Raw genomic sequence first — 25,309 nt, forward strand, 5'->3', positions numbered from 1 at the left:
CCGCTGCGTCCGCTCGTGCTGTGACGGCCCGTTCTACGCCGGGCCGTCCTGCGCCTGATCCTCCTGGCCACTGGACCCGGCCGGCTCCGCCGCGGCGGTCCGGGCGGCCTCCGCCGCGCGGGCGGACTGCGTCAGCAGGGCCCGCAGCCGCGTCGTGCGGGCCGGCGCCGTCACCGAGGCGACAGCCTTCGGGAGCGCGTCCTCCACGCCGTGGACGACGGACAGATGCCGCTCACCCCGCCCGAAGGCGGTGTAGACCCACTCCCGGGAGAGATCCGAGGCCGCGTCGCCCGGCAGTACCGCAACGACGGCGGGCCAGCTCATGCCGACCGCCTGATGGGCCGTGACCGCCCAGCCGTGCCGGACCTCCTCCGTGACACGCTCACGCGCGACGACGACGCTCTCTCCCGTGGCCGTGTGCTCCAGCCGCAGCCCGTCCTCCTCGCCGGAGACGACCACCGCCGGTGTCACCCGGCCGCGTGAGGGCGTGTGGACGACGCGGTCTCCGGGGTCGAAGCCGTCGAAGCGCCCGGGGCCGGGATGGAGCCGCTCCTTGAGGGCGGCGTTCAGCGCCCGGGTGCCCGCGGATCCGCCGTGCCCGGTGGTGATCACCTGGGTGTCGCCGGAGGGGACACCGATCGCCCGGGGCACCGAGTCGGCGACCAGCTGGACGGTGCGGTGCACGGCCTCACCCGCGTCACGCACCGGAACGATGACGACCTCCTTGCCGGGGGCGTCGACCTGGTTCAGCTCGCCGATGCCGATGCCGGAGACGAGTTCGCCGACGGGGCCCGGGTCCGGCGTGCGCGAGGCGATGCGCGGACAGGCGCCGGAGGAGAGGACGTCGGCGAAGACCTGGCCCGGTCCGGCGGAGCCGAGGACGTTCGGATCCCCGCTCAGCACCAGCCGTGCCCCGTCCGGCAGGGACTCCACCAGAGCCGCGGCGGTCTCCGCGTCGAGCTGCGGGGCGTCGCAGACGATCAGGAGATCGAGCGCCCAGGCTCCCTCCTCGTCCCGGCCCGGCCCTTCGCGGCCGTCGAGCAGCCCGGGGACCGTGACGACCGCCGGGCGCGCCTGTTCGCTTCCGCTCCCGTCCGTGTCGCCGGAGCCCGGCAGCAGGCGCCGGAGCCGGTCTCGTCCGCTCGTGCTGTGCGTCGCGGCGCAGGCGCGGAGCCCCAACTGCCCGGCGGCGGCGAGCAGAGCGGCCGGTTCGGCGCGGGCGGCCTCGCCGCCGGTGTGCGCGACCAGGCCGTGTCCGGCCACCGCGCGGATCAGTTCCGCGGCGGACGGCGAGGGCGCAGCCGCGGCGACGGCCTCCCAAGCCTCGGGTCCCGCAGCGGACTCCTCGTCCGATGTGCTCTGCTGGGCGGCGGCGCTGATCACCCGCCCGAGCCCGTCCGCAAGGCTCTCCTCCGCCAGCGCATAGCGGTCCAGGCCCAGCAGAAGCCGTACGGGCCGTTCCTCCGGCTCGTCCTGGCCCGGTGCCGGAACCCCGCCCTGTGGCATGGCGTCCAGTGCGTCCTCGAAGACGAGAACGGCACCCGCGTCGACGGCCGAACGCACCGCCTCGTCCGGCTCCGGAACCGCGTATCCGGAGAGGCCCTTGGAGAGGGCGGCGGGCTCCAGGGCCGTGTGCCCCGCCAGCGCCGCACGCTCCAGCAGCCACAACACCAGCGCCTGGGTGCGCCGTTCGTCCCCGGGGCCGCCCGCCTCGCCGAGCAGTGCGCGGGCGAATCCGTCAGCCTGCTCGGGCCGCACGCCCGGAACGGCCAGCAGCTGCCACGGGTCGGAGCGCAGCAGTTCGGCTGCCTGTTCGCCGAGAACCTCGGCCACGCGCGGGGCCAGCGCATCCGGTGCGCCGCCCTCTGCCAGCACCTCGGGCAGCTCGTCGGGGACGGTGACGGGGCCGCGCCGGGCAACGGCGCCCGGCGGTGCCGGCCTTGGAGCGGTGGGTGCTGCGGGGCGGGGTGCGGCCTGCGGCTGAGCGGACTCGGTGAAGAAGGACGCGGCGGAGCGCTCGCCGCTCTCCACCGCCCTTACCGCCGCGAGGAGTTCGGCTGCCTTGTCGTCCGTCACAGCTCGCTCCAGTCCTGGTCGGGGTAACGGTGCACCGGCGCCGAGACATCGTCCAGCGCGCGGCAGATCTCATCAGGAAGAGTAAGGGCCTCCACTGACAGTGCCTGGGTGAGCTGTGCGGCCGTGCGCGCACCGATGATCGGTGCCGTGACTCCCGGCCGGTCCCGTACCCAGGCCAGAGCGACCTGCAGCGGTGAGACGGCCAGGCCGTCGGCCGCCGTGGAGACGGCGTCGACGATCAGGCCGGCGGTTTCGTCGAGGTAGGGCGCGACGAACGGTGCCAGGTGCTCGGAGGCTCCGCGCGAGTCCTCCGGCGGTTCGGAGCGGCGGTACTTGCCGGTGAGCACGCCCCTTCCCAGCGGTGAGGAGGGCAGCAGCCCGAGGCCCAAGTCGAGGGCGGCGGGCAGCAGTTCACGCTCAACGCCACGCTGGAGCAGCGAGTATTCCATCTGGGTGCTCGCCAGCCGGGCGCGCACACCGGGGGCGGCGAGCTGCCAGGTCGCGGCCTTGGCGAGCTGCCAGCCGCTGAAGTTGGAGACACCCACGTAGCGCGCGCGGCCGGTGCTGACCGCGATGTCCAGGGCCTGGAGCGTCTCGTCCAGCGGTGTCGCCGGGTCGAACGCGTGCACCTGCCACAGGTCGACGTAGTCGGTGCGCAGCCTCTCCAACGACGCGTCGAGTGCGGCGAGGAGGTGCCCGCGCGAGCAGTCGAAGCGGCGGTCGGGGTCGGGAACGCTTCCCGCCTTGGTGGCGATCACGATGTCCCGCCGCGGCACGAGCCCTTCCAGCAGCCTGCCCAGGAGGTACTCGGCACCGCCGTCCCCGTAGACGTCGGCCGTGTCGACGAGCGTGCCGCCGGCCTCCCAGAACGTCTTGAGCTGATCTGCCGCGTCCCTCTCGCCGGTGTCCCGGGCCCATGTGAGGGTGCCGAGGCCGATTCGGGATACGCGCAGGCCGGTACGGCCGAGGTGCCTTGCCTCCATGGGCGTTGAGGTTACTTGCGGGCGCGCGCTAGAGTCCCCGGGACAGCGACGTTACTGATCAGTAAGGGGGCCCGTATGAGGCTCGGTATCAACCTCGGCTACTGGGGTGCGGGGATGGACGCGGACAACCTCGCCGTCGCCCAGGAAGCGGACCGTCTGGGCTACTCGGTCTGCTGGGCGGCCGAAGCCTACGGCTCCGACGCCCCCACCGTCCTGTCCTGGGTCGCCGCGCAGACCGAGCGCATCGACGTCGGGTCCGGCATCTTCCAGATCCCCGCCCGTACACCCGCGATGACCGCCATGACGGCGGCCACGCTCGACTCCCTCTCCGGGGGGCGCTTCCGGCTGGGCCTCGGCGTCTCCGGCCCGCAGGTCTCGGAGGGCTGGTACGGCGTGAAGTTCGACAAGCCGCTCTCCCGGACCCGCGAGTACGCCGAGATCATCCGCAAGGCCATGTCCCGCGAGCGCCTCAGCCACCAGGGCCAGCACTGGACCCTGCCGCTGCCCGACGGACCGGGCAAGCCCATCAAGCTCACCGTGCACCCGGTGCGCGAGGAGATCCCGCTCTACATAGCCGCGATCGGCCCCAAGAACCTGGAGCAGACCGGCGAGATCGCGGACGGCGCGCTGCTGATCTTCTTCTCGCCCGAGCACGCCGAGGACACCACGCTGCGGCATCTGCGCGCCGGGCGTGAGAAGGCCGGCAAGGGCACCGCCGAGGGCGGAGGGCTCGCGGGCTTCGACGTCTGCCCGACCGTCCCCATGGCGGTGGGGGAGGACATCCACGCGCTGGCCGACACGTTCCGCCCGTACACGGCGCTGTACGTCGGCGGCATGGGCAGCCGAAAGCAGAACTTCTACAACCGGCTGGCGCAGCGCATGGGTTACGAGCGGGAGGCCGCCGAGATCCAGGACAAGTACCTGGCGGGCGAGAAGGACGCGGCGGCCGCGGCGGTGCCGCACGAACTCATCGACTCCACCACGCTCCTCGGTCCCGTCGGCCGCATCGCCGACAGGATGCGCGCCTACGCCGAGGCCGGAGTGACCACTCTCTCCCTCGCCCCCGCGGGCTTCTCGCTCGACGAGCGCATCGCCGGACTGCGGGCGGGAGTCGAAGCGCTGGAGAAGGCCGGAGTGGCCTCGTAGCAAAGGCCCCTGCGGGCATGCCGACGGCCGTGGAGGGGGCTCGGGGGTCTTCCCCGCCACGGCCGCTACGCATCTCAACGCGCCACCTGCGCAAGGGTTACGCACCCATGCGCCGTCCTGCCCGCGAGTCGTCCACGGCGCGGCCGTCCGCCGGTGTCGCGGACGCGCCGTCACAGCCAGCCGCGGCGCTTGAAGACGCGGAAGAGCAGCAGACATGCCGTCACGATGACGGCCAGCACGGCCGGATAGGCCCACACCCAGTGCAGCTCCGGCATGTGCTCGAAGTTCATCCCGTAGATCCCGGCGATGGCCGTCGGGACCGCGAACATGGCGGCCCACGCCGAGATCTTCCGCATGTTGTCGTTCTGCCGGACGCTCATCTGCGCCAGGTTCGCGTTGAGGATGTCCGACAGCAGCCGGTCGAGCCCGTCCACCTGCTCGTTGACGCGGGTCAGGTGGTCGCTCACGTCGCGGAAGAAGGGGCTCGCCTCCTCGTGGACGAAGGGGAGCCCCGGACGCATCAGCCGCTCCAGCGGTTCGGAGAGCGGCCCCGTCGCCCTGCGGAAGCCAAGGACCTGCCGCTTGAAGTTGTAGATGCGGCCGGCGGTGTCCCGTGCGGCCTGGGCCTCGGGTGAGAAGACGTCCTCCTCCAGCCCGTCGAGGCTGACGTGGAGATCGGCGGCCACCTCCATGTACTGGTCCACGATGGCGTCGCTGATCGCGTACATCACGGCAGTTGGGCCGTGCTTCAGGACCTCCGGTTCGAGCTCCAGCCGCTCGCGCACCGCACCGAGCGGATTGGCCTCCCCGTGGCGCACCGTGACGACGAAGGAGTCGCCGACGAACAGCATCAGCTCACCGGCGGAGAGGGTGGCGGTGTCCTGGTCGTAGGAGACGGGCTTCAGAACGAGGAACAGCGAGTCCGCGTAGACCTCGAGCTTGGGGCGCTGATGCGCGTGGAGTGCGTCCTCGACGGCGAGCGGGTGCAGCCCGAACTCGCTGGTCACCAGATTGAATTCGGCCTCGGTCGGCTCGTGCAGGCCGATCCACAGAAAGGCGGCGTCCCCCGTCGCCCTGGCCTCGTCGAGGGCGTCGGAGTAGTCGGACGGCCGCTCCATGCGGCGTCCGTCCCGGTAGATGGCGCAGTCCACGATCACGACTGGTCATTGTGCCCCGATGCCGCACTTGCAACCACCGCCCGGGGCCGGGGAACCCTCGCCTACGCTGGCAGGCATGCCCACGCTCATCCTCGTACGGCACGGCCGTTCCACCGCCAACACCTCGGGACTGCTCGCGGGCCGCACGCCGGGAGTGGCCCTGGACGAGCACGGCCGCGCCCAGGCCGGAGCCCTGCCCGGGCGGCTGGAGGCCCTCCCGCTGGCCGCCGTCGTCAGCAGCCCCCTGCTCAGGTGCCAGGAGACCGTCGAGCCCCTTGCCGAGGCCCGTCCCGGCCTCACCGTGCACACCGAGGAGCGCATCTCCGAGTGCGACTACGGCGACTGGAGCGGCCGCAAACTGGCCGAGCTCTCCGAGGAGCCGCTGATGACGACCGTGCAGCAGCATCCCTCGGCGGCGGCTTTTCCCGGCGGTGAGTCGATGCGGGGCATGCAGGCGCGGGCCGTTGAGGCCGTACGCGAGTGGAACGTACGCATCGAGGCCGAGCACGGGGCCGACGCGCTGTACGCGATGTGCTCGCACGGAGACATCATCAAGTCGGTCGTCGCGGACGCCCTCGGCATGCATCTCGACCTCTTCCAGCGCATCGCCGTCGGCCCCTGTTCGCTCACGGTCATCCGCTACACGCCGCTGAGGCCGTTCCTGCTGCGGCTGGGCGAGACCGGCGAACTCGGCTCTCTCGTACCGCCGGAGCCGTCCGCGGACGAGGACCGTGAGGACGATTCACCGGACGGCCGCGCAGGTACGCAGGACACGGGGCCGGGCCACAGCAGCGACGCCACCGTCGGGGGCGGAGCCTGAGCAGGAAGATCGGCGCGGGCAGTAGGGTGCCTTAGACCGAACAGACGTCGACGACAACGGAGCAGGACGTGTCCCGTCAGGTGTTCCTCTACGACCCGCCGGACCGATTCATCGCCGGTACCGTCGGGCTGCCAGGACGGCGCACCTTCTATCTCCAGGCGTCGGCCTCGGGCCGCACCACGAGTGTCGCTCTGGAGAAGGCACAGGTTGAGGCACTGGCCGAACGGATCGACGAACTGCTGGACGAGGTGGTGCGCCGTTCCGGCGGCAACGCACCCGTGCCGGCCGTCGCGCCTGCCGAACTCGACGACACGGAGCCCCTGGAGACGCCCGTCGAGGAGGAGTTCCGCGTCGGCACCATGGCGCTCGCGTGGGACGGCGACGGCGAACGGATGGTCGTCGAGGCACAGGCCGTCGTCGAACTGGAGGCCGACTCCGACGAGGATCTCGCCGACGCCGAGGAACGGCTGCTCCAGGACGACGAGAACGGGCCGCCGATGCTGCGCGTACGGCTGGAGGGCACCATGGCCCGGTCGTTCGCCAAGCGCGCGCTCGAGGTCGTCAACGCAGGCCGCCCGCCGTGCCCGCTGTGCAGCCTCCCGCTCGACCCGGAAGGCCATGTGTGCCCGCGTCAGAACGGATACCGGCGCGGCGAATGAACCAGGCAGCCGATTCCGTTCATCAGCCGCCTCCGGAGGTACCGGCCGCCCCTCCCGCGGCCGAGGAGACACGCACTCTTCTCGCGCTCGGCACGCTGTCCGTACTAGGGCAGATCCGGCAGGCGTCCAACGCAGTCCTCTTCGGTGAGGTCGAACACGAGGGCCGGCGAATGCCGTGCGTCTACAAGCCGGTGGCGGGTGAACGCCCGCTGTGGGACTTCCCCGACGGCACGCTCGCACAGCGCGAGGTCGCCGCGTACGAGATCTCCCGCGCCACCGGATGGGACCTGATCCCGGCGACCGTGCTGCGGGACGGACCGTACGGCGAGGGCATGTGCCAGGCGTGGGTCGGGCCGCTGCCGGGGACCGAACCGGCCGACGGGGACGGGGACGAGGACGACCGGGAGAACGGTGAGGACGCCGAAGTCGGCGCCGGCGCCGCCGAAGCCGCCGGCACGGGCGAGCCGAGCGGCAGCCGCGCCGACGAGGAGGCCGGAGACCACGGCGGCGAGGAACTGCTCGCCATCGTGGAGGGCGAGGAGCCGGGGGAGGGCTGGAAGCCCGTCGGGCACGTGGACACCGGAAGCGCCCGGCCCGCGCTCCTCGTGCACGCCGACGACGACCGGCTGCGACGGCTGGCCGTCATCGACGCGGTCATCAACAACGGGGACCGCAAGGGCGGTCATCTGCTGACCCTCCCCGGCGGCGCCCTGTACGCCATCGACCACGGGGTCTCCTTCCACGTGGACGACAAGCTGCGCACCCTGCTGTGGGGCTGGGCGGGTGAGGAACTGACGGCGGAGGCGACGGCCACGCTGCGCGGGCTCGCCACGGCGCTCGCGGAGGGCGCGCCTCTCGCCGTCCGCCTGGCGGAGCTGATCACCGCGGCCGAACTCGAAGCTCTGCGCAAGCGGGTCGACGGACTGATCAGCTCCGGCCGCCACCCGCTGCCCAGCGGTGACTGGCCGGCGATCCCGTGGCCGCCCGTGTGAGGCGAAGGCGCGCGCCCGTGGCCGGTCAACAGGGCGTATCCGGCCGTTGCCGCAGGCCGGGGACGGCGTGAGCCCGTCCCGTCCGAATGGCGGATTCCTGTCCGGGTTAGGCTCAAGGAATGCATGCCTGGCCCGCTTCCGAGGTCCCCGCCCTGCCTGGTCAGGGTCGCGACCTCGAGATCCACGACACCGAGACGGGCGGCCGCACCACTCTGGCCCCCGGTCCCGTCGCCCGCATATACGTCTGCGGGATCACCCCGTACGACGCCACCCATCTTGGGCACGCGGCCACCTACAACGCCTTCGACCTGGTACAGCGTGTGTGGCTCGACACCAAGCGGCAGGTTCACTACATCCAGAACGTCACCGACATCGACGATCCCCTTCTGGAACGGGCCGATGCCACCGGCGAGGAGTGGGCGGCTCTGGCGGAGCGTGAGACCGCGCTCTTCCGCGAGGACATGACGGCTCTGCGGATTCTGCCCCCGCGTCAGTTCATCGGTGCTGTCGAATCGATTCCGCGCGTCGTCCCGCTGGTCGAGCGGCTGCGGGAGCAGGGTGCCGCGTACGAACTGGAGGGGGACATCTACTTCTCCGTCGACGCGGACACCCACTTCGGCGAGGTCTCCCGACTCGACGCGCAGACCATGCGGATCCTCTCCGCCGAGCGCGGCGGGGACCCGGAGCGCCCCGGCAAGAAGAGCCCGCTCGACCCGATGCTGTGGCGCGCCGCGCGTGACGGTGAGCCGCAGTGGGACGGCGCCTCTCTCGGTCCCGGCCGCCCCGGCTGGCACATCGAGTGTGTGGCGATCGCCCTCGAGTACCTGGGCATGGGCTTCGACGTACAGGGCGGCGGCTCCGATCTCGCATTCCCCCACCACGAGATGGGCGCCTCGCACGCGCAGGCGCTGACCGGCGAATACCCCTTCGCGCAGACCTACGTGCACGCCGGGATGGTCGGCCTTGACGGCGAGAAGATGTCGAAGTCCAAGGGGAATCTCGTCTTCGTCTCACAGCTGCGCCGTGAGGACGTGGACCCGGCCGCGATCCGGCTGACGCTGCTCGCCCACCACTACCGGTCGGACTGGGAGTACACGACGGCCACGCTCGACGAGGCCCGTGCGAGGCTCACGCGCTGGCGTGCCGCCGTCTCGCGTCCGGACGGTCCACCCGCCGACGCCGTCCTGGAGGAGATCCGCGCCGCGCTCGCGGACGATCTCGACTCGCCGGCCGCGCTCGCCGCCGTCGACCGCTGGGCCGCGGCGCAGGAAGCCGGCGGCGGCACGGACGAGGGTGCGCCCGGCATGGTCTCGCGTGCGGTGGACGCCCTCCTGGGGGTCGCGCTGTAGACGCGGTGACCGCCGGGCGCGGCGGATGAGCGCGCTCGTCGTGCGAGGCCGGCGCATCTGCCTCGCCCATCACACGGAAGGGCCGCCCTGCCTGATGTGCGGGACGGCCCTTCCGGTGCATCACGGCTCTTACTCCTCGTCGGCGTCCTTGCTGTTGCTCTGCCCGCCGCTCTTGCCGTCCCTGCCGTCCCTGCCGTTCTTGGCGTCCTTGCCGCCCTTGCTTCCGTCGCCGCTCTCGTCCTGGTCCTTGCCGGAGGACGGCTTCGCCTTCCCGTTCTTCGCGCTCCCGCCCTGATCCTCGCCCTTGCCGTCGTCCTCGGCGGGCTTGCGGGTGCCGCTGCCCCGGCCGGTGCTCCGGGTGCCCTTCGTGCCGCTGCTGCTGCCGCCGCTCCTGCGGGTTCCGCCGGTGCTGCCGGTGCGGGTGCCTGTGCTGCGGGTGCGCCTGGCGGGCTTGACCGGCTTGTCGGGCTCGGCGGCGGCGCCGTCCTCTGCGTCCTTGCCGGTGCGTGCGTCCTTGCCCGTGCCTGCGTCCTTGCCTGTCTCCGCGGTGCGGCCTTCTTCGCCCTGCTTCTCCGGCTCCGGCTCCGGCTCGTCCCGCTTACCGCGCGTGCCCTGCTCGCCGCCCGGGCCGTCGTCGTCCTCGGTCTCGGCGTCGTCCTTCCGGCCGTCCGTCGCACCGTCCTTGGCAGACGGCTTCGAGGGACGGGAGCGTCCTCCGCCCGGACCGCGCTTCGGGGTGTCGCCTCCGAACGCGGGGGAGGAACTCGTCCCGGATTCGCGGGCGTTGCCGCCCAGCCCGGCTCCCGGGCCGCCGTCCCGCCGCCGCAGATACCGCTCGAACTCCTTCGCGATGGCCTCTCCCGAAGCCTCCGGAAGCTCGGCCGTGTCCCGGGCCTCCTCCAGGGACTGCACGTACTCGGCGACCTCGCTGTCCTCGGCGGCCAGCTGGTCCACGCCCAGCTGCCAGGCACGCGCGTCCTCCTGGAGTTCGCCCAGGGGCACGTTCAGTTCGAGCAGATCCTCCAGCCGGTTGATCAGGGCCAGGGTGGCCTTCGGGTTCGGCGGCTGGGAGACGTAGTGCGGCACCGACGCCCACAGGCTCACCGCCGGAACGCCCGCGTGGGTGCACGCCTCCTGGAGAATGCCGACGATGCCCGTCGGTCCCTCGTACCGCGACTCCTCGAGATTCATGGTGCGGGCCAGGTCCGGATCGGACGTCACACCCGTCACCGGGACCGGCCTGGTGTGCGGGGTGTCGCCGAGCAGCGCTCCCAGCACCACCACCATCTCGACGCCCAACTCGTGTGCGAAGCCCAGGATCTCGTTGCAGAAGGAGCGCCAGCGCATGCTCGGCTCGATGCCGCGCACCAGTACCAGGTCGCGTGGTCTTCCCTTGCCGCCCGCGTGGTCGAGGCGTACGACGGAAAGCCGGGTCGTGGGCCATGTGATCTTGCGTGAGCCGCCGTCCAGCCACACCTGCGGCCGGTTGACCTGGAAGTCGTAGTAGTCCTCCGCGTCCAGCGCCGCGAAGACCTCGCCCTTCCACTCCCGCTCCATGTGCCCGACCGCGGTGGAGGCGGCGTCGCCGGCGTCGTTCCAGCCTTCGAACGCGGCCACCATGACCGGGTCGACCAGCTCGGGAACTCCCTCGAGCTCGATCACCCAGCGCCTCCTTCCGGCCGGGTGGTGTGCGATGACGCGCACCCGGCTGCCGTTCCGTTCCGTGCGGCAACCAGCCTACGGCGTGAGCCCGCGCACGCCGCAGCCATGGCCGCACCCGTACGCGCGGGTCAGCAACGCCGGCCTCGGTGCCGTCCGTCTCCTTGACCTGCACCGTATTCCTCACGAGGCTCGGACGCGGCAACCTGTTCCGGCGGACGGCGCCGGTGTACGTACAGTGCCTGTCGGCGTCGCCCGTGTCTTTACGGACGAGCGGGCCGCCGACTGCGCCACTTCGTGAGAGGACACCGTGACAGCCCGCACGCCCAGGCAGCCCATGGAAACAACCGAAGACTGGTGGCGTGAGGCCGTCGTCTACCAGGTCTACGTGCCCAGCTTCGCCGACTCCGACGGTGACGGCATGGGCGACCTGCGCGGTGTCGCCGACCGTCTCGGTCACCTCGCGGCGCTCGGCGTCGACGCGATCTGGCTGACGCCCTTCTATCCCTCGCCATGGGCGGACGGAGGCTACGACGTCTCCGACTACCGCGGCGTCGACCCGCGCCACGGAACCCTCGACGACTTCCGCGACCTGCTCTCACGCGCCCACGGGAACGGCCTGAAGATCATCATCGACATCGTCCCGAACCACTGCTCCGACCAGCACCCGTGGTTCGTCGAGGCGCTGGCGTCCCCGGCCGGTTCACCCGCCCGCGACCGATTCCACTTCCGTGACGGTGACGAGCCGCCGGCGGACTGGCAGTCGAAGTTCGGCGGCGCCGCCTGGACCAGGACCCCCGACGGGCAGTGGTACATGCACATATTCGCCGCCGAGCAGCCGGACCTGAACTGGGAGAACCCCGAGGTCGCCGCCGAGTTCGAGCGCACGTTGCGCTTCTGGCTGGACCTCGGCGTCGACGGCTTCCGCGTCGACGTGGCGCACGGTCTGCGAAAGGACCTCGAACCGCCCCTGCGCAACACCTTCGGGAACGACGCGGCGCCGCTCAACTCACCGCCGCAGGGCGACGATCACCCCTTCTGGGACCGCGACGAGGTCCACGAGGTCTACCGCTCCTGGCGGAAGATCCTCGACTCCTACGAGCCGCCCCGCATCGCCGTCGCCGAGGCGGGCGTGAGCGCCGCCCGGCTGCCGCTCTACACCCGGCCCGACGAACTCCACCAGGCCTTCAACTTCTTCCATCTGCGCTGCCCCTGGGACGCGGAGTCCTTCCGCGGCGTCATCGACGAGTCCCTCCGGAGCGCACGGTCCGTCGGCACCCTGCCGACCTGGGTGCTCTCCAACCACGACGTGGTGCGGCACGCCACCCGCTACGGCCTCCCCGAGGGCACGGACCTTGCCGAGTGGCTGGTCCGTGACGGTCGCGAGCCCGCTCCCGATCACGAACTCGGCCGGCGCCGCGCCCGCGCGGCCGCGCTGCTCACCCTGGCGCTGCCCGGGACCGCATACCTCTACCAGGGCGAGGAGTTGGGCCTGCCCGAGGTCGCCGACCTGCCCGCCGATGCGCTGCGCGACCCGATGTGGGAACGCACCGGCCGCACGCAGAAGGGCCGGGACGGCTGCCGCGTGCCGCTGCCGTGGCGGTACGAGGGGCCCTCGTACGGTTTCGGCCCCGGCGGAAGCTGGCTCCCGCAACCGGAAGGGTGGGGGGCCCACAGTGCGGAGGCACAGCGCGGCGTGAAGGGCTCCTTCCTGGAGCTGTACCGCAGCGCGCTGGAACTGCGGCGCCGCTTCCGCGGCAGGCCGGGCGGTGACCGCCTGGAGTGGCTGGACGCCGCGGAGGGCGAACTCGCCTTCCGCAGGGGCGGATTCCTGGAGTGCCGGGTCAATCTCTCCGGTGGGCCCGTTCCGCTGCCGGGCGGCGCCGTGCCGTTGCTCGTGAGCGACGGTTCCACGGTCGGCCCTGGTGGTGCGCGCACGGGCGTACTCGGGCCCGACGCCGCGGTGTGGTTCGCACCGGGCGGTGGCAAGGGCTGATCTTGCCCCGTCGGGTGCTGGCGGGCCGTATGTGATCGGGCGAGGGGAGACGAACGCCGCTGCAGCGTCGGCGAGTTGGCGCGTGCCACGGGGCATGACCGTACTTGGGCGCTGCCGGACGGCGCCGTGCCGTTGCTCGTGAGCGACGGTTCCACGGTCGGCCCTGGTGGTGCGCGCACGGGCGTACTCGGGCCCGACGCCGCGGTGTGGTTCGCACCGGGCGGTGGCAAGGGCTGATCTTGCCCCGTCGGGTGCTGGCGGGCCGTATGTGATCGGGCGAGGGGAGACGAACGCCGCTGCAGCGTCGGCGAGTTGGCGCGTGCCACGGGCACGACCGTGCTTGGGCGCGTTCACGGCGGAGCAGCGGGAGCAACTGGCGAGGCGCAGCGCGGAACTCGGCCCGGAGCCCGTCGAGGCGGCCGAGGAGGAGCGTCGGGGGGCCCGGCCCAAAGCCGCCGGCGGGGAGACGGCGGGCGGGCCCGCCCTCGGGCTCGGCCCGCCCGCCTGCGTTCCCCGTGCGGTCCCGTCACGGCCGCACGAGGACGCGTTCCCCGCCCCCCGCTCCCCGGCGTTTCAGCTGCTGCGCTCCGCGAGCACCTTCGCGACGCGCTCACGCACCTCTTCGGTGTCCAGACCGCGGATGGTGAGGGTGGTGCGCCGCCGCAGCACATCGTCGACGGTCTCCGCCCATTCGCGGTCCCGCGCGTGCACGACCTGGGCCCAGATCTCCGGCCCGTCCGGATGGATGCGCTCGCCGAGCGACGGGTCCTCGTTGACCCGCCGTGCGATGTCGAAGGAGAGCGAGCCGTAGTGGGTCGCCAGATGGCGTGCCGTCAACGGGTCCATGCGCGGGCCCGGTTCGCGCTCGCGGTCGACGAGCAGCCTGTGGGCGACGGCGTTCGGGTTGGAGATGCCGGGAAGGGGAGTGCGGCGCACGAGTTCCCCCACCGGCTCCATGTCCTGCCCGATCGAACCTCCGGGCAGCTTCGCCAGTTTGTCCATGACGGCACGGCCGATGTGACGGTACGTCGTCCACTTGCCGCCCGCGACCGAGAGCATCCCTCCGATGCCCTCGCTGACGACCGTCTCCCGCTTCGCAGCCGTCACGCCGCCGGGGCCACCCGGCAGCACGCGCAGTCCCGCGAACGCGTAGCTGATCAGGTCGCGTGAGAGGTGCTCGTCGCGAACGGAGAAGGCCGCCTCGTCGAGGATCTGCTGGATGTCGGCCTCGGTTGCGCGGACGTCGCCCGGGTCGCCCTCGTACGCCTCGTCGGTGGTGCCCAGCAGCAGCTGGTCCTCCCACGGGAGCGCGAAGGTGATGCGGTACTTGTCGATCGGCGTCGCCATCGCCGCCCGCCAGGGCGACTTGCGGCGCAGCACCAGGTGCGCGCCCTTGGAGAGCCGGACGCTGGGCGCGGCGCCCTTGTCCTCCAGCTTGCGCAGGTGGTCCACCCACGGCCCGGTCGCGTTGAGGACGAGGCGGGCGTCGACGCCGAACTCGCTGCCGTCGCTGCGATCGCGCAGCTCGGCGCCGGTCACACGGCCGCAGGTGCGGCGCAGACCCGTCACCTCCGCGTGGTTGAGCACCACGGCACCCGAGTCGACGGCGGCACGCACGGTCATGACGGCCATGCGTGAGTCGTTCATCTGGTGGTCGCCGTAGACCGCGACGGCCCTCAGGTTGTCCGTGCGCAGGCCGGGGTTGTCGGCCGCCGCACGTGACGGCGAGACCAGGCGTCCGACGCCGTCGCCGAACGCGGAGAGCGCGCTGTAGGCGAAGACGCCGGCACCCAGCTTCGCCGCGCCGTGCGGGCCGCCCTTGTAAACGGGCAGATAGAACTTGAGCGGATTGACCAGGTGCGGGGCCACGTCCTTGGCCAGTACCCGCCGCTCGTGGTGGTTCTCCGCCACCAGCTTCACCGCGCCGGTCTGCAGATAGCGCAGCCCGCCGTGCACCAGCTTGGAGGAGGCGGAGGAGGTGGCGCCGGCGAAGTCGCCGGCGTCCACCATCGCCACCCGCAGTCCCGACTGCGCGGCGTGCCAGGCCACCGAGGTTCCCAGGATGCCGCCGCCGATCACGAGCAGGTCGTACGTCGCTCCCGCGAGCAGCTCCCTGGTCTCGGCACGGCTCGGGTTGCCGCCGGCAGCCGGATGCGTCCCGAGGGTCGGAACGCTCTGCAGGGTGTTCATCTCGTTCAGTTCTCCTCTTCGATCCAGCCCATGGTCCGCTGGACGGCCTTGAGCCAGTTCTTGTACTCGCGGTCGCGATCGGCCGCGTCCATGTCGGGCGTCCACTCCGCCGCCCGCTTCCAGTTGGCGCGCAGCTCGTCGACGTCGGACCAGAACCCGACGGCGAGCCCTGCCGCGTAAGCCGCGCCGAGGCAGGTGGTCTCCGCGACCATCGGCCGTACGACCGGTGCGTCGAGGAAGTCCGACATCGTCTGCATCAGCAGGTTGTTGGAGGTCATGCCGCCGTCGACCTTGAGGGCCGTCAGCTCGACGCCGGAGTCCTTCTGCATCGCGTCGACGATCTCGCGGGTCTGCCAGGCGGTCGCCTCCAGGACCGCGCGGGCGAGGTGCGCCTTGGTCACGTACCGGGTGAGGCCGGCTATGACGCCGCGTGCGTCGTCGCGCCAGTACGGTGCGAACAGGCCGGAGAAGGCCGGTACGAAGTAGGCGCCGCCGTTGTCCTCGACGGAGCTGGCGAGGGTCTCGATCTCGGCCGCGGTGCTGATGAGGCCCATCTGGTCACGCATCCACTGCACCAGCGAGCCGGTGACGGCGATGGCGCCTTCCAGCGCGTAGACGGGCTGCTCGTCGCCGATGCGGTAACCGACGGTCGTCAGCAGGCCGTTGTACGAGTTGACGGCCTCGTGGCCGGTGTTGAGCAGGAGGAACGTTCCCGTGCCGTAGGTGGACTTCGCCTCGCCCTCGGAGAAGCAGGTCTGGCCGAACAGCGCCGCCTGCTGGTCACCCAGCGCCGAGGCCACCGGCACACCGGCGAGCTCGCCCTTCGCCTCCCCGTACACCTCGGCGGAGGAACGGATTTCGGGCAGCAACGACATGGGCACGCCCATGGACTGGCAGATCTTCTCGTCCCAGCTCATCGAGTGCAGGTTCATGAGCATGGTGCGGGAGGCGTTGGTCACGTCGGTGACATGGCGTCCGCCGTCGGGACCGCCGGTGAGGTTCCAGATGACCCAGGAATCCATGGTGCCGAAGAGGAGTTCGCCGCGCTCGGCGCGCTCACGCAGTCCGTCGACGTTGTCGAGCAGCCAGCGGATCTTCGGGCCCGAGAAGTACGAGGCGAGCGGCAGGCCGGTCTCGCGGCGGAAGCGGTCCTGGCCGACGTTGCGGCCCAGTTCGCGGCAGAGCGTGTCGGTGCGGGTGTCCTGCCAGACGAGCGCGTTGTGCACGGGCTCGCCGGTGGCCTTGTCCCACAGCAGCGTCGTCTCACGCTGGTTGGTGATGCCGAGGGCCTTCACATCGGCCTTCGTGATGCCGGCCTGCTCGAGGGCGCCCGCCACCACCTGCTGGACGTTGGTCCAGATCTCGGCGGCGTCGTGCTCGACCCAGCCCGGCTTGGGGAAGATCTGCTCGTGTTCCTTCTGGTCGACGGCGACGATGCGGCCGTCCTTGTCGAAGACGATGCAGCGGCTGGAGGTCGTGCCCTGGTCGATGGCGGCGATGAAGGGGCCCTCGCCGTGCGTGGAAGCGCCCGCGGACTGGTTCTCGGTCTCGCTCATGTCCTGCTCCAAGGGGTTCTGGGTGGGATAGGGCTCTCGGCCGCCGGGGGCGGCCCGGGCGCGTCCCGGGCCGTACCCGCAGGCTGCCGGGCCTCGCGGCCCGGCAGCAACGGGCTCAGGCGAATGCGACCTGGTGCAGGCCGGCGGCCAGCGCTGCGCCGAGCAGCGGGGCCACGACCGGGATCCATGAGTAGGCCCAGCCGGAGCCGCCCTTGTTGGGCAGCGGCAGCAGGGCGTGCACGATACGGGGACCGAGGTCACGGGCCGGGTTGATGGCGTATCCCGTCGGGCCACCGAGCGAGAGGCCGATGCCCACGACGACCAGCGCCACGATCAGGACGCCGGTGCCGCTGACCCCGACTCCCTTGGTCAGCCCGAGGTTGAGGATCGCGATGACGAGGGCGAACGTGGCGATCGTCTCGGTGACGACGTTCTGCCAGGTGTTGCGGATCTCGGGGGACGTGAAGAAGACGCCGTGCACCGGGCCGGGGTTCTCGCCCCTGCGCTCGGCCATCTCCGGGTCCTTGAGGTCCGCGTGGAACTGGCCGTAGTACACGAGCCACACCAGCACCGCGCCGATCATCGCGCCGAGCATTTCGCTGACCCAGTAGATCGGTACGTCGCCCCACGGGGTCGTTCCCTCGATCGCGAGGGCCAGCGTGACCGCCGGGTTGAGGTGGGCGCCGGATATCTGGGCCACGTAGCCGCCGGTCAGGACGCCGAAGCCCCAGCCGAAGGCGATGGCGACCCAGCCGGCGTTGAACGCCTTGGAGCGCTTGAAGGTCACGGCGGCGCAGACGCCGCCGCCTAGCAGGATCAGCAGAGCGGTACCTGTGACTTCGCTGAAGAAGATGTCGGAGCTGGACACCCGCGACTCCTTTGTCTTGTCCAGATGGGGAGGGCGGGTCGGTTCCGTCCATCGTTCGACAATGCCGACCGCCGACTCGGCAGTTTTGTCCCTGGTCGTCGTCCCGTCAAGGGGTGTGACTCAGGACTCCCGAAGTCCTTATACGCAGGGGAGATCATCTCCGGGCAGGGGGCATCGACGGTGCCGCACAGGGGCTGCGCGTAACACCGGGCGGGCCGTGCGTCGTTGCACGGGAACGACCGTTCTCAGAAGCGGCGGGCGCCCAGATCCCTCGAGACGGCGCGAGCGCAGTCCCGTACGGCGGCGACGAGCATCGGCCGCAGCTCGGGCTCGCCGGCGGTCCCGCCCGCTCCGTTGGCGCCGACGGGGGAAGCGGTGGCGCCGACGCCGACCGCCCCGGCGGTGGCCTCCTCGCAGACCCGCTCCACCGCGCCCGTGACTCCGACCGCGCCCACCGGCATGCGGCGTCGGTCGAGGATCGGCGCCGCGATCGACGCCAGCCCTTCCCACGTCTCCTCGACGTCGGCGGCCCAGCCGCGTGCCCGCGTCATCTCCAGCACGTCCTCGAACTCCTCGTGGGAGGTGACCGTGCGCTCCGTGAAGCGCCGGCGCTCGCCGTCGACCGCCTCGCTGTGCGCCACGGGGTCGAAGGCGGAGAGCACCTTGCCCAGTGCCGTGCTGTGCAGCGGCTGCATCGCGCCGACCTCCAGCACCTGACGGCTGTTGTCCGGCCGGAAGACGTGATGCACGATCAGCACGCCCTGCAGATGGAGAACGCCGAGGTAGACGCTCTCCCCGCTGGACCGTGCCAGGTCGTCCGCCCAGACCAGGGCCCGTGAACGCAGCTCGTGCACGTCCAGGTAGCTGGTGCCGAGCCGCAGGAGCTCCGCGCCCAGCTGGTACTTGCCCGTGGCCTCGTCCTGCTCGACGAAGCCCTCCTGCTGCAGGGTGCGCAGCAGACCGTGTGCGGTGCCCTTGGGAAGATCCATGGACGAGGCGATGTCGGACAGGCCGAGCCTGCGTTCACCGCCCGCCAGGAGGCGCAGCACGGCTGCAGCGCGCTCGAGGGACTGGATGGACCGGGCCACCGGGCACCTCCCTGACCTGCTTGCAACGGGCAGCTCTGAATCGGGTTCGACAATGCCGAACGGTATCGCTTGATGTCGACGGACGGTAGCCCGGTCCCACGCCCGGGTGAGCGCACCGGCTCGTCCTCGCGCCCCTGCGAGGCAGCTCAGGGCCAGGTGACGGGGTGCGACGCCGCGCTTCCGCACACCTCCGTCATGTCCGCTGCGTGGAATGCCCGGCTGCGCTCTTGTGCTCGCCCGATACCCTGATCAGGTGCGCCGTCCTCAGCGGAGTGATGGGACCGCGCATAGCCGACAGCCGTCGCACTTTAGGGAGAACCCTTCATGGCCTCGCCGAGCAGTACGCCCGATTCCGCCTTCCCGCGCGGAGCAGCTCTCCGCAAGGCGCTCACGGAGCGCGTGATCGTCGCGGACGGCGCGATGGGCACAATGATTCAGGCGCAGGACCCGTCCCTCGACGACTTCCAGCAGCTCGAAGGCTGCAACGAGATCCTCAACGTGACCCGTCCCGACATCGTGCGGTCGGTCCACACCGAGTACTTCCAGGCCGGCGTGGACTGTGTCGAGACCAACACCTTCGGCGCCAACCACGCCGCACTGGGCGAGTACGACATCACAGACCGCGTCTTCGAGCTCTCCGAGAAGGGCACCCGCATCGCCCGCGACGTGGCGGACGAGTTCGAGGCCGACGGACGCCCCCGCTGGGTGCTGGGCTCCATGGGGCCGGGCACCAAGCTGCCGACGCTGGGTCACGCCCCGTACACCACGCTGCGCGACGCCTACCAGCAGAACGCCGAGGGCATGATCGCCGGCGGTGCCGACGCACTCCTCGTGGAGACCACGCAGGACCTGCTGCAGACCAAGGCTGCCGTCATCGGCGCCCGCCGCGCCATGGACGCCACCGGCGCCCACGACCTGCCGCTGATCTGCTCCGTGACCGTCGAGACGACCGGCACGATGCTGCTGGGCTCCGAGATCGGTGCCGCCCTCACGGCCCTGGAGCCGCTGGGCATCGACATGATCGGCCTCAACTGCGCCACCGGCCCCGCCGAGATGAGCGAGCACCTGCGCTACCTCGCACAGCACTCGCAGGTGCCGATCTCCTGCATGCCCAACGCGGGTCTGCCCGTACTGGGCAAGGACGGCGCCCACTACCCGCTCACGCCCGAGGAGCTGTGCGACGCCCACGAGAACTTCGTCCGCGACTACGGGCTCTCCCTCGTCGGAGGCTGCTGCGGTACGACGCCGGAGCACCTGCGCCAGCTGGTCGAGCGCGTGCGAGGCAAGGAGCCGGCCGCGCGCACGCCTCAGCCCGAGGCGGGCGCGGCGTCGCTGTACCAGATGATCCCCTTCCGCCAGGACACCTCGTACCTGGCGATCGGCGAGCGCACGAACGCCAACGGTTCGAAGAAGTTCCGCGAGGCGATGCTCGACGGCCGCTGGGACGACTGCGTGGAGATGGCCAGGGACCAGATCCGCGAGGGCGCCCACATGCTCGACCTGTGCGTCGACTACGTGGGCCGCGACGGCGTCGCCGACATGCGGGAACTCGCCGGGCGCTTCGCGACGTCCTCCACCCTGCCGCTCGTGCTCGACTCCACCGAAGTCCCGGTGATCCAGGCGGGGTTGGAGAAGCTGGGCGGCCGCGCCGTCATCAACTCCGTCAACTACGAGGACGGGGACGGCCCCGAGTCCCGCTTCGCCCGCGTCGCCAGCCTCGCCCGTGAGCACGGCGCCGCCCTGATGGCGCTGACCATCGACGAGGAGGGCCAGGCCCGCACGGCCGAGAACAAGGTCGCCATCGCCGAGCGCATCATCGACGACCTGACCACCAACTACGGGATCGACGAGTCGAGCATCCTCATCGACTGCCTGACGTTCACGATCTGCACCGGCCAGGAGGAGTCCCGCAAGGACGGCATCAACACGATCGAGGCGATCCGGCAGCTGAAGGAGCGCCGCCCGAACGTGCAGACCACTCTCGGTCTGTCCAACATCTCCTTCGGGCTCAACCCGGCCGCGCGCATCGTCCTCAACTCCGTCTTCCTCGACGAGTGCGTCAAGGCGGGCCTGGACTCGGCGATCGTGCACGCCAGCAAGATCCTGCCGATCGCCCGCCTGGAAGAGGAGCAGGTCACCACCGCCCTCGACCTGATCTACGACAGGCGGAGCGAGGGCTACGACCCGCTGCAGCGGCTGCTGGAGCTGTTCGAGGGCGTCGACACCAAGGCGATGAAGGCCGGCAAGGCCGAGGAGCTGGCCGCGCTGCCGCTGGAGGAGCGCCTTCAGCGGCGCATCATCGACGGCGAACGCAACGGTCTGGAAGCCGACTTGGACGCCGCGCTGGAGGAGCGTCCCGCGCTCGACATCGTCAACGAGACGCTGCTCGCGGGAATGAAGGTCGTCGGTGAACTCTTCGGCTCGGGGCAGATGCAGCTGCCGTTCGTGCTGCAGTCGGCAGAGGTGATGAAGACCGCGGTGGCCTACCTGGAACCGCACATGGAGAAGTCCGACAACGAGGGCAAGGGCACCATCGTCCTGGCCACGGTCCGCGGCGACGTGCACGACATCGGCAAGAACCTCGTCGACATCATCCTGTCCAACAACGGCTACAACGTGGTGAATCTGGGCATCAAGCAGCCCGTCGGCGCCATCCTGGACGCGGCCGAGGAGAACAAGGCCGACGTCATCGGAATGTCCGGCCTGCTGGTGAAGTCCACGGTGATCATGAAGGAGAACCTGGAGGAGCTCAACCAGCGCCAGATGGCCGCGGACTTCCCGGTCATCCTCGGCGGCGCGGCGCTCACGCGCGCGTACGTCGAGCAGGACCTCCACGAGATCTACGAGGGCGAGGTCCGCTACGCCCGCGACGCCTTCGAGGGCCTGCGCCTCATGGACGCGCTCATCGGCGTCAAGCGCGGCGTCCCCGGGGCGGAGCTGCCGCCGCTGAAGCAGCGCCGCGTGCCCAAGCGCCCCTCGTCCGCCGCCGGTGAGGTGCCGGAGGAGGAGATCAACGACGGGTCGGTGCGCTCCGACGTCGCAACCGACAACCCGGTGCCGACGCCGCCCTTCTGGGGCAGCCGCGTGGTCAAGGGCATCGGCCTGAAGGACTACGCCTCATGGATCGACGAGGGCGCGCTCTTCAAGGGCCAGTGGGGCCTGAAGGAGTCCCGCACGGGCGAGGGCCCCGGCTACGACGAACTGGTGGAGACCGACGGACGTCCCCGGCTGCGCGGCCTGCTGGACCGGCTGCACACGGACAACATGCTGGAAGCGGCCGTCGTCTACGGCTACTACCCGTGCGTGTCCAAGGGCGACGACCTGATCCTGCTCAACGAGGACGGCAGCGAGCGCACCCGCTTCACCTTCCCGCGGCAGCGCCGGGGCCGGCGGCTGTGCCTCGCGGACTTCTTCCGTCCGGAGGAGTCCGGCGAGCAGGACGTCGTCGGGCTGCAGGTCGTCACCGTCGGTTCCAAGATCGGTGAGGCCACGGCCGAGCTCTTCGCGAACGACGCCTACCGGGACTACCTGGAGCTGCACGGCCTGTCCGTCCAGCTCGCGGAGGCCCTCGCCGAGTACTGGCACGCCCGGGTCCGTGCCGAACTGGACATCTCCGCGGAGGACCCCACCGCGATGGCGGACATGTTCGCCCTGAAGTACCGCGGAGCCCGCTTCAGCCTCGGCTACGGCGCCTGCCCCAACCTGGAGGACCGGGCGAAGATCGCGGATCTGCTGCAGCCCGAGCGCATCGGAGTGGAGCTTTCGGAGGAGTTCCAGCTGCACCCCGAGCAGTCCACGGACGCCATCGTGATCCACCATCCGGAGGCCAAGTACTTCAACGCCCGATAACGGGTCCCACCGGACCGTCGTAGAATGGTCGATCCGGTACAGGCCGGTCGTTCGCTCCTGTGGGGCGGGTGGCCGGCCTTGTTGTCCCTCACGGAGGTGTACGCGGATGACCAGCTCCATCCCCGCGCTCGGCACTCTGACGGCCGAAGGCTCGTCGCTGCAGGCGGTGCTCCTCGACATGGACGGCACCCTGGTCGACACGGAAGGCTTCTGGTGGGACGCCGAGAGCGAGGCATTCGCGGAGCTCGGTCACGTACTGAAGGACGAATGGCGCGAGGTCGTCGTGGGCGGCCCGATGACCCGCAGCGCGGGCTTCCTGATCGAGGCGACGGAGGCAGACATCACGGTCGAGGAGCTGACCGTCCTGCTGAACCAGAAGTTCATCGAGCGGCTGCGGCGCGGCGTGCAGCTGGTGCCGGGTGCCCGGCGGCTGCTCGCCGAGCTGTCTCTGCACGGTGTGCCCACCGCGCTGGTCTCCGCGTCGCACCGCGAGGTGGTGGACGAGATGCTCGTCTCCCTCGGCCGGGAGTACTTCGACCTGACCGTCGCGGGGGACGAGCTGACCCGCACCAAGCCGCACCCCGACCCCTATCTGACCGCCGCGGCCCGCCTGGGCGCGGACCCGGCGCGCTGCGCCGTCATCGAGGACACCGTGACCGGAGTCGCCTCGGCGGAGGCGGCCGGGTGCCGGGTGGTGGCGGTGCCCTCCGTCGCCCCGATCGAGGCCGCCGAGGGGCGCACCGTCGTGGAATCGCTCGAAGAAGTGAATCTCGCCTTCCTGCGTTCCATGGTCCTCATGGCCCACCAGAGCGTCTCCTGACGCCTCGCCGACGCCTACCGGCCCCGAGGGACGCCGGACTCCTCCGCGGCGCTCAGCGGGGCTCCTGCCGCCGCAGTAACGGATGTGACGGCGGGGCCAGTTGGTGAATACGTGGCTCCGCCCTCTTGACGCGGCGTGACCGGCGCTGTGACATTCACGACGCACTTCGCGTCGGTGCCGGCCCATCGGCCTCTGCGTACGCGGCGGGTTCCGCCGGTGTGCCGTGGCTGCCGCTGTCTCCGCCTCCCCTGGCAATCCGTGCCCGGGTCCTCGGCGCCGCGCGGTCCGTACGGCAAACACCGGAGGTGATCCTCATAGGGCTCCGAGTCCGTTGTGAGGAGGGCACGTTCAGGAACGGCCGGCTGCGTCCGTTAACGGTCCGTCAGGCCCTCCGTAGCGTGACCGTTCCGGGCGGACGAGAGGACCGTGCCCGATGAAGTGCAAACCCCAGGCGATGACCGCTGTCGCCGGGCTGCTGGCGTCCATGCTCACCGCGTGCGGACAGGTGACCGGGGACGACGCCCCGGCCGTCGTCGTCGGCACCACGGACACCTTCGCGGTCTCGAAGGCCTCGCCCGCGCCGTTCGACCCGGCGGCCGCGTACGACGTCAGTTCCTGGAACGTCATGCGCAACGCCTTCCAGACCCTGCTGCGCATGCCCCGCTCAGGCACTCGCCCCGTCCGGGACGCGGCGGAGAGCTGCGGCTTCACCGACGCGCGGAACGAGCAGTACCGCTGCACCCTGCGCAAGGGCCTGACCTTCTCCAACGGCCACAAGCTCGACGCGCGGGACGTCGAGTACTCCATATCCCGGATCCTGGGTATCCGCTTCGCCAATGGACCCGCGTCGCTGCTCAGCGGGATATCCAAGGTCGAGGCCACCAGCGACCGCGAGATCGTCTTCCAGCTGCGCAAGCCGGACGCCACCTTCCCGTACAAGATCGCCACTCCGGCCGCCTCGATCGTCGACCAGGAGAGCTATCCCAAGGACGGCTTCCTGAAGGGCTTCAAGACGGTGGGCTCCGGCCCGTACACGCTCGAAGTCGACGCCGACGCCGGCAAGACCGTCTTCACCCGTAACGCCGACTACAAGGGCGGACTCAGGATCCACAGCGAGAAGGTCGAACTGCGCTCCTTCCGCGACTCCGCCGCCATGGAGAAGGCGCTGCGCGCCGGCGACATCGACCTGATGAACCGCACGATCTCCCCGAAGCAGATCGAGAGGCTGGAGTCCGCACCCGAGGACAACATCGACCTCGTGCAGCAGCCGGGCCAGGAGATCCGCTACCTCGTCTTCAACACCGACGACGCGACAGCGGGCCGCCTCGCCGTGCGGAAAGCCATGGCGAAGGTCATCGACCGCGAGTCACTCGTACGCGACGTCTACGAACGCACCGCCGACCCGCTGTACTCCTTGGTGCCCTCGGGCGTGCCCGGGCACCGCAACTCCTTCTTCAACAAGTACGGCGAGTCGGGCATCGAATCCGCGCGCCGCACCCTGCGCACCGCGGGCCTGATCCCCCCGGTGGAGGTCGAACTCGCCTTCACGACCGACCACTACGGCAGCGTCACGTCCAAGGAGTTCAAGCAGCTGAAGAAGCAGCTGGAGGACACCGGCCTGTTCGCCGTCGAGATGAAGGGCCTGCCGTGGGACACCTACCGGACCGACGCCCTCAAGGGGAAGTACCAGGTCTACGGCTACGGCTGGTTCCCCGACTTCCCTGACGCCGACAACTACATCGCCCCCTTCTTCGAGAAGAACAACTTCCTCAACACCCCGTACATCAGCTCCGAGATACGGAATCAGGTGATCCCGCAGACCCGGCAGAAGACCGACCGGGTCCGCACCGAGGCCGGCTTCGCCCGCGCGCAGGACATCGTGGCCGACGAGGTGCCGGTGCTGCCGCTGTGGCAGGGCAAGCAGTTCATCGCGGCGCGTGACGACATCACGGGCGCGGAGTGGGCGCTGAACTCCTCGTCGGTGCTGCAGCTGTGGGAGCTGGGCCGCAGCACCGAGAGCTGACGGCCGAGGGGACCGCTCGCAGCCGAGGGCCGGGCGGAACGCGGGTGCGCCCCGCTCGTGGGGTGCCCTGCCGGGGCA

Annotated in this window: 17 protein-coding genes and 1 pseudogene; 10 read left to right on the plus strand and 8 right to left on the minus strand. The window is 70.9% G+C overall.

Annotated elements, in window-relative coordinates; genetic code table 11:
• Positions 1 to 33 precede the first annotated feature (33 nt).
• Positions 34 to 2,076, minus strand: coding sequence for a helix-hairpin-helix domain-containing protein (locus tag G4Z16_RS28635; protein WP_197353486.1), 2,043 nt, complete (start codon positions 2,074 to 2,076; stop codon positions 34 to 36).
• Positions 2,073 to 3,059: an aldo/keto reductase gene (locus G4Z16_RS28640; protein WP_197353487.1), complete on the minus strand. Its 987-nt coding sequence runs from the start codon at positions 3,057 to 3,059 to the stop codon at positions 2,073 to 2,075. The genes G4Z16_RS28635 and G4Z16_RS28640 overlap by 4 nt, the downstream gene beginning before the upstream one ends.
• 75 nt (positions 3,060 to 3,134) lie before the next feature.
• On the opposite strand from G4Z16_RS28640, the gene G4Z16_RS28645 reads away from it, so the two are divergent.
• On the plus strand, positions 3,135 to 4,205 hold the full coding sequence (locus tag G4Z16_RS28645; protein WP_197353488.1) for an LLM class F420-dependent oxidoreductase: 1,071 nt from the start codon (positions 3,135 to 3,137) through the stop codon (positions 4,203 to 4,205).
• Between the two features lie 170 nt (positions 4,206 to 4,375).
• Here the strand turns inward: G4Z16_RS28645 and corA are convergent, their stop codons facing one another.
• Positions 4,376 to 5,362, minus strand: a complete 987-nt coding sequence (gene corA / locus G4Z16_RS28650) for a magnesium/cobalt transporter CorA (RefSeq protein ID WP_343070923.1) — start codon at positions 5,360 to 5,362, stop codon at positions 4,376 to 4,378.
• A gap of 76 nt (positions 5,363 to 5,438) precedes the next feature.
• On the opposite strand from corA, the gene G4Z16_RS28655 reads away from it, so the two are divergent.
• From G4Z16_RS28655 to mshC, 4 genes are all read left to right on the plus strand, one after another.
• Positions 5,439 to 6,182, plus strand: a complete 744-nt coding sequence (locus tag G4Z16_RS28655) for a histidine phosphatase family protein (protein WP_197353489.1) — start codon at positions 5,439 to 5,441, stop codon at positions 6,180 to 6,182.
• Between the two features lie 68 nt (positions 6,183 to 6,250).
• A complete protein-coding gene (locus tag G4Z16_RS28660; protein ID WP_028436509.1) occupies positions 6,251 to 6,841 on the plus strand; it encodes a DUF3090 domain-containing protein in 591 nt (196 codons plus the stop codon).
• Positions 6,838 to 7,833, plus strand: coding sequence for an SCO1664 family protein (locus G4Z16_RS28665; protein WP_197353490.1), 996 nt, complete (start codon positions 6,838 to 6,840; stop codon positions 7,831 to 7,833). Before G4Z16_RS28660 ends, G4Z16_RS28665 begins: the two co-directional genes overlap by 4 nt.
• 119 nt (positions 7,834 to 7,952) lie before the next feature.
• On the plus strand, positions 7,953 to 9,182 hold the full coding sequence (mshC, locus tag G4Z16_RS28670; RefSeq protein WP_197353491.1) for a cysteine--1-D-myo-inosityl 2-amino-2-deoxy-alpha-D-glucopyranoside ligase: 1,230 nt from the start codon (positions 7,953 to 7,955) through the stop codon (positions 9,180 to 9,182).
• A 689-nt stretch (positions 9,183 to 9,871) separates the two neighbouring features.
• Here the strand turns inward: mshC and G4Z16_RS28675 are convergent.
• Positions 9,872 to 10,844 (minus strand): annotated as a pseudogene (locus G4Z16_RS28675) (PAC2 family protein); the annotation flags it as partial.
• Between the two features lie 334 nt (positions 10,845 to 11,178).
• Between G4Z16_RS28675 and G4Z16_RS28680 the strand changes: the two are divergent.
• Positions 11,179 to 12,837 carry a glycoside hydrolase family 13 protein gene (locus tag G4Z16_RS28680; RefSeq protein WP_197353492.1) on the plus strand — a complete coding sequence of 553 codons (1,659 nt, stop codon included), beginning with the start codon at positions 11,179 to 11,181 and terminating at the stop codon, positions 12,835 to 12,837.
• A 75-nt stretch (positions 12,838 to 12,912) separates the two neighbouring features.
• Entirely contained in the window at positions 12,913 to 13,074 is a 162-nt protein-coding gene (locus G4Z16_RS28685; protein WP_197353493.1) for a hypothetical protein, read from the plus strand.
• A 336-nt stretch (positions 13,075 to 13,410) separates the two neighbouring features.
• Here the strand turns inward: G4Z16_RS28685 and G4Z16_RS28690 are convergent, their stop codons facing one another.
• The 4 genes from G4Z16_RS28690 to G4Z16_RS28705 form a co-directional block, all read right to left on the minus strand.
• Positions 13,411 to 15,027, minus strand: a complete 1,617-nt coding sequence (locus tag G4Z16_RS28690; RefSeq protein WP_197353494.1) for a glycerol-3-phosphate dehydrogenase/oxidase — start codon at positions 15,025 to 15,027, stop codon at positions 13,411 to 13,413.
• A 5-nt stretch (positions 15,028 to 15,032) separates the two neighbouring features.
• On the minus strand, positions 15,033 to 16,583 hold the full coding sequence (gene glpK, locus G4Z16_RS28695) for a glycerol kinase GlpK (RefSeq protein ID WP_197353495.1): 1,551 nt from the start codon (positions 16,581 to 16,583) through the stop codon (positions 15,033 to 15,035).
• Between the two features lie 115 nt (positions 16,584 to 16,698).
• On the minus strand, positions 16,699 to 17,451 hold the full coding sequence (locus G4Z16_RS28700; RefSeq protein ID WP_197353496.1) for an MIP/aquaporin family protein: 753 nt from the start codon (positions 17,449 to 17,451) through the stop codon (positions 16,699 to 16,701).
• Positions 17,452 to 17,696: 245 nt separating this feature from the next.
• Complete coding sequence (locus G4Z16_RS28705) at positions 17,697 to 18,539, minus strand: IclR family transcriptional regulator (RefSeq protein ID WP_197353497.1); 843 nt, start codon at positions 18,537 to 18,539, stop codon at positions 17,697 to 17,699.
• 324 nt (positions 18,540 to 18,863) lie between these two features.
• Here G4Z16_RS28705 and metH point away from each other — a divergent pair, with 324 nt between their 5' ends.
• From metH to G4Z16_RS28720, 3 genes are all read left to right on the plus strand, one after another.
• Positions 18,864 to 22,388 carry a methionine synthase gene (gene metH / locus G4Z16_RS28710; protein WP_197353498.1) on the plus strand — a complete coding sequence of 1,175 codons (3,525 nt, stop codon included), beginning with the start codon at positions 18,864 to 18,866 and terminating at the stop codon, positions 22,386 to 22,388.
• Between the two features lie 106 nt (positions 22,389 to 22,494).
• Entirely contained in the window at positions 22,495 to 23,208 is a 714-nt protein-coding gene (locus G4Z16_RS28715) for an HAD family hydrolase (RefSeq protein ID WP_197353499.1), read from the plus strand.
• Positions 23,209 to 23,641: 433 nt separating this feature from the next.
• Entirely contained in the window at positions 23,642 to 25,231 is a 1,590-nt protein-coding gene (locus tag G4Z16_RS28720; protein WP_246531118.1) for an ABC transporter substrate-binding protein, read from the plus strand.
• The last annotated feature ends 78 nt before the right edge of the window (positions 25,232 to 25,309 follow it).

Origin of the sequence: Streptomyces bathyalis (assembly GCF_015910445.1) — a bacterium.
GTDB classification, from domain to species: Bacteria; Actinomycetota; Actinomycetes; order Streptomycetales; family Streptomycetaceae; genus Streptomyces; species Streptomyces bathyalis.